This window comes from Candidatus Cloacimonadota bacterium (assembly GCA_011372345.1).
Classification (GTDB): Bacteria; Cloacimonadota; Cloacimonadia; order Cloacimonadales; family TCS61; genus DRTC01.
In genome coordinates this window covers 1-4452 of the sequence record DRTC01000376.1, presented here as the reverse complement: position 1 = coordinate 4452, position 4452 = coordinate 1, and the positions used below count along the sequence as shown (strand labels likewise).

General features: G+C 33.2%; 6 protein-coding genes. All 6 read right to left on the bottom strand.

The features are described from left to right. Positions 1-494, bottom strand: a 494-nt coding sequence (locus tag ENL20_07295) for a hypothetical protein (GenBank protein ID HHE38363.1), incomplete at its 3' end; no start/stop codon positions are given. 135 nt (positions 495-629) lie between these two features. Beyond that, on the bottom strand, positions 630-1115 hold the full coding sequence (locus tag ENL20_07290) for a response regulator (GenBank protein ID HHE38362.1): 486 nt from the start codon (positions 1113-1115) through the stop codon (positions 630-632). A gap of 141 nt (positions 1116-1256) precedes the next feature. Continuing rightward, the gene (locus ENL20_07285) at positions 1257-1757 is read right to left on the bottom strand and encodes a response regulator (protein HHE38361.1); all 501 of its coding nucleotides are present in this window, start codon (positions 1755-1757) and stop codon (positions 1257-1259) included. A 14-nt stretch (positions 1758-1771) separates the two neighbouring features. Then, positions 1772-2650 carry a hypothetical protein gene (locus ENL20_07280; GenBank protein ID HHE38360.1) on the bottom strand — a complete coding sequence of 293 codons (879 nt, stop codon included), beginning with the start codon at positions 2648-2650 and terminating at the stop codon, positions 1772-1774. Then, positions 2647-3624 carry a tRNA dihydrouridine synthase DusB gene (gene dusB / locus ENL20_07275; protein ID HHE38359.1) on the bottom strand — a complete coding sequence of 326 codons (978 nt, stop codon included), beginning with the start codon at positions 3622-3624 and terminating at the stop codon, positions 2647-2649. Before dusB ends, ENL20_07280 begins: the two co-directional genes overlap by 4 nt. Beyond that, positions 3625-4359, bottom strand: coding sequence for an RNA methyltransferase (locus ENL20_07270; protein HHE38358.1), 735 nt, complete (start codon positions 4357-4359; stop codon positions 3625-3627). Positions 4360-4452 lie beyond the last annotated feature (93 nt).

Genomic DNA, 4452 nt, shown 5'->3' with positions numbered 1-4452 from the left:
TTAACCTGCTTCGTTTTTTTCAGTTTTTTAAATTTTTGATAATCGAACTCCCCGTTTGTCAGAAGTTTCGGATCATTTCCCAGCAGGTTGATAAAATATGATTCGACCTCGTTTTCATCGACTGTAATTCCGTTTTGTTTTGCATAAATAATAATGAGTTGATCATTTATCAGATCTTTTAATGCTAAATCTCTGATTTGAAAAAATGAAAGATCGAAATCACCTTCATAATCCTGCATTTTTTCGTGGAGCTGTTCCAGAGTTATTTCGTATGAATTGACAGTAGCGATCGTTTCTGCTGAAATAGTATTAAAGAAGAAAAACAGGATAAAAATTAAGATCGGTGTAAAACAAACAGCCTTGTTTGTTTCTTGAACTTTGTTTGTTCCCAATATTGGATCAAGTATCAGATATTTTTTCATTTTTCGTTTTTCCATAACAGTTTTTGGTTTGAAATCCGATTCCCAATCTGGATTGGGAACGATGTAAAACAAACAGCCTTGTTTGTTCCAAAGGAAGTCTGCTCAAATTGAGTTGTTAAAAGAAATGAAATTTGGATTTCTATTTCACAACTTGGGCAAGTTGATTTACAGGTTTTCACAAGCGGGTGTTGGGAACGATGCATTTGCTTACCTGGAAAATATTTTGTTGAAAGTTTTCCTGAAAATGTTTACTTTCTCTTTTTTTTGCGGAACGATTATATTTTTGGGAGCAGCTGCAAGTTCATTTAATATCTTATTTTCATTTTCAATTTTATTAAAAGCCATTTTTAAAGTTGCGTAAAGTTCTCGTTCTCTGATTGGTTTGAGAAGATAACCATAGGGAAATGATTCTGCTGCTTTCTCGAGAATATCATCATCAGCATAAGCAGTCAGGAAAACGATCGGAATCTCTAATTGGTGATGGATTTCTCTGGCAGCATCAACTCCTGACATATCACCATGCAGCCTGATATCGACAAACAGCATATCTGGTATTAATTCCTTTGCTAATTTGATTGCTTCCTCTCCATTATCTGCCATTCCGACAACTTCATAACCAAATTTTATTAAATATTGTTTAATATCTTCAGCGATTATTATTTCATCTTCAACAATTATGATCCGTTTTTTCATTATTCAACTTCCGTTTTATCTGCAGTAGTTATTACAGTTTCGATTTGTAAGAACAGCGAGGAGTTGAAATAAAACTTCTTTTCAAGTCGCCTTCTTGTTTCAAAACGATGTTGAAAGGTACTAATAATTAGAAAAGTGAGTTTAGGGATTAACATTTTTCAAGAAGATTTTTTCTTTAATTGCTTTTAATATTTCATTTAGCACATTTTGCTTTTTAATTTTTCTGCTTTTTTCTATCCTGGAAGAAAGATACTCGGTAATTCTCTTATCTTTTTCAATATTGTGAAATGTCATTTTCAAAGTTGCATAAAGTCTATTCTCATCGATCGGTTTAATTAAATAACCATATGGAACGGATTCAGTTGCTTTTTCGAGGAATTCATCATCGGAATACGCGGTAATAAAAATTATCGGAATATGGAGTTTTTGATAGATTTCTTTTGCTGCATCGAGTCCGGTACAATTACCTTCCAACTTGATATCCATAAGAACCAGATCCGGTATAAAATCCTTAGCCATCCGAATTGCTTCATCACAGGTTGCTGCAATTTCGACTACTTCGTAACCGAAATTAATTATGTATAACTTGAGATCTTCAGAAATTATCTTCTCATCTTCAACAATTAAAATTCTTTTTTTCATATGATTATCCAATCTTAAAATTTATAGTTCCTTTGCTCCAATCTGCTTAATATCTGTTGATGGAGAAGAGAAAGCGAAAAAGATAAGGGAACGCTTTTTTGTGAACTTCTTATGATCCGGTATGCTTCCTGAATTCGATCGTGAGCCAGGTAAATCTTGATCAGTTCGATATAATTTGCAGGATCGGTCGGTGATATTTTGATACTACTTAACAGGTTATCAATTGCCTGTGATGTCCTTCCTATCTTTTCGCTGGCAATTCCATACAGTCTATAAAAATGCGATGAATTAGCTTTCAATTTCTCCGCTTTCTGAAATTCAACAAACGCTTTTAGCCAGTTTTTCTGATTTGAATATGCCAGACCTTTCAAATAATGAAAAGTTCCCTGTTTTCCAAAAATATTTTCAGCTTTATTCAGATAACCGATAGCTGTTTCAAATTGTTTTTTTGTAAAATATAATTCAGCCAGAAAAACAAAAGGTATTTCCGAAGTTAGTTTTAAAGTAATGACTTTTTTTAAAATTTCAATACTATCATCAATGCGGTTGATTTTCGAATATGCAAATGCTCTATTATAAAGAAGTTCCGGTGTTTCATCCTTAATATTTTTATAATAGTCCAAAGCAATTCTATATTCGTTCAAGGATAGAAAACAATTCCCGATCCTCATCAGGATAAAGTCTTCATCTTGTTTGAATGAGAGAGCTTTCTGATAGATGGAGATAGCTTTTCTGATCAAGCGTTTTGCATAATAGATATCTGCTAATTCCTGGTATAAAGAGATTTCTGTTGGAAATTCCCGGATTCCATCCTGGAGAAGTTTAGTAGCTTTCAACCAGTTTCTTTTCTTTTCCAGTTTAGCTTGCCAGATAATATTAGTGACCTTTTTCATATTTTCTCAAGATTTTTAGAAAATAAATTTTCTAAGATCGAAATTATTTCCTTTTCATCCGTACTGGTGTTTATTAATTTCCTCACAACAGCACTGTTTTTATAACCTTTTGTGTATCGAGATAAATGTTTTCTCATCTCTCTTATAGCCTTCATTTTTCCTTTATCTGCGATCGATAAAGAAAAATGTTCCTTTATTAATTCTAACTTCCAAGTAAAATTTACAGGTAAAGTTTTTCCAGTCAATAAAAAATCTTTTATTTCTTTGAAAAGCCATGGTTTTCCGATTGCTCCTCTACCGATCATGATAGAATCACAATTAGTTGTTTCAAACATTTTTTGAGCATCTGAAACTGAATCTATGTCGCCATTTCCAATTACGGGGATAGAGATATTATTTCTTAATTTTTTGATCAGATTCCAGTCACTTTTCCCGGAAAACATTTGCGTTTTTGTTCTGGGATGTAAACAGATCATATCAGCTCCAGACTGTTCCAGCAATTTGGCGAAATCGACAGCATTAATATTTTGAGCATCCCAACCAGAACGAATTTTTACTGATAAGGGAATATCATTTAGAATTTTCTTTATTTTCCTGACGATTTTACCAGCAGTTTCAGGATTTTTCATCAAAGCAGAACCTGCTCCTCTGTTAACGACTTTTCTAACCGGACATCCCATATTAATATCGATAAAATCCGGTTTTCTTCCAAGAATGATTGCTGCTGCTTTAACCATTATTTCCGGATCAGAACCAAAGAGTTGTATTCCAAAAGGTCTCTGAAAATCAGTGAAATCTGCAAAAATTAGACTTCTTTTTTTATTGTGAATAAGCCCGTCTGCACTGATCATTTCGCTGACAACAACATCTGCACCCATTTTTTTACAAATTATTCTAAATGAGTTGTCTGTAAATCCGGCAAGAGGTGCTAACCAGATCTTTTTATCTGTTAAATGAGGATAAACACTTTTCATTCAAGACTGAAGATCTTTAAGAAAATAAATGCAGATCCCGGCAGATACTGATACATTTAAAGATTCGATTTTATTAGATACCGGAATTTTTATTTTATGATCAGCAATTTCTATAATTTTTTTAGAAATACCGTCAGCTTCCGAACCGAGAACCAAGATAATGTCATCGTTGAATTTTTGGAGTTCAAAAAGATTTTCTGCATTTTCCATTGTTGTGGCAATTATTTTACTTTCCTGTTTTTTTAGCCATTCCTGATCATGGATTTCGATAGGAAAGGAAAAAACAGTTCCCATTGACGCTCGAATAACTTTTGGATTGAATATTTCACAACAATCCGGGGAAATGACAATTCCTGAAATACCAGCTCCGGTTGCTGTTCTGATGATCGTTCCAAGGTTCCCCGGTTCTTTGATTTGATCAAGATAAAGTAAAAATCGTTTTTCTTTTATCGGAACTGTTTTAATTTTAACTAATCCCGCTATGTTAGAAGGTGCTTTGGTTGAACCAAATTTTTCCAGCTGCCATTGTTCCGCAAAAAAGACTTTCCCACAGGTTATTTTTTTCCAATCGTATTTTTTCTGGTTTGAGATGAATATTTCTTCGATCTCAATCTCATTTTTATGAAGCTGCTCGATCAATCGATAGCCTTCAACCAGTACTTTTCCTTCTAATTCTCGATATTTTTTTTGTTTAAGTCTGATCAATTCTTTGAGATGATTGTTTGATAGCTTCATTTGTGATAATTAACAAACAGGATTGTTTACATTAACTGAAAAAATTTATCTCTCCTGTCTTCGCTTTATTTCTTTTCTTTCAAACCTTGAACC